The 559-nt window shown below is 58.3% G+C and carries 2 protein-coding genes; one reads left to right on the top strand and one right to left on the bottom strand.

Annotated elements, in window-relative coordinates:
• Positions 1–314: EamA family transporter (locus tag AC27IT_RS28005; protein WP_487092293.1), on the top strand; the 314-nt coding region annotated here is incomplete at its 5' end.
• 4 nt (positions 315–318) lie between these two features.
• On the opposite strand, the gene AC27IT_RS28000 is transcribed toward AC27IT_RS28005, so the two are convergent.
• The coding region (locus tag AC27IT_RS28000) for a YacL family protein (protein ID WP_487092292.1) at positions 319–559 on the bottom strand (241 nt) is incomplete at its 5' end.

The raw sequence follows: 559 nt of genomic DNA, 5'->3' as shown, positions 1-559 counted from the left end.
TGCTGGCCACCGGCGCGGTGCTGTGGGCGCTCTACTTCAACTACTCTTCCATCCGAATCAGAATGACTTGGCCGGCCGTCACCGAGTTACTGGTAATGGGCGCGATCACCGCGATTTCCTACCAGTGCTGGGACATCGCGATGAAAAAAGGCAATGCCACGCTGGTTGCGGCACTCTCCTATTTCACGCCGTTGTCGGCTATTTTCATCGCGGGATTGTGGCTGCACACCTTGCCGGGAGCCAGTTTCTGGCCGGGCGTAGGCATGGTGGTCGCAGGTTCACTGCTTTGCTGGAGCGCGTCGCGCGGCAAGTAGCGGGTTAGCGGTAGGTGGTGACGAAGGAACGGTACTTTTCGAGGACTTGCAGAAAGTCCTCGACGCCGCAAAACGCCAAACTCTCTTCATCGTAGTAGCTCATGCCCTCTTCCATCTCGTCGCCTTCAAAACCGAGCTGGTTGGCGCGGATCATCACTTCGTCGTCGGCCAGCAGTAGCGTGTATTCGTGGCCTTCAATCTGGCACTGGCGTTCGCTGCCTTTCAACTCAGCGAGGGCCGCTTCG

The organism is Brevibacillus sp. YAE8 (assembly GCF_057543335.1).
The sequence above is the reverse complement of the archived record's forward strand: the minus strand, read 5'-3'. Positions and strand labels throughout refer to the sequence as shown.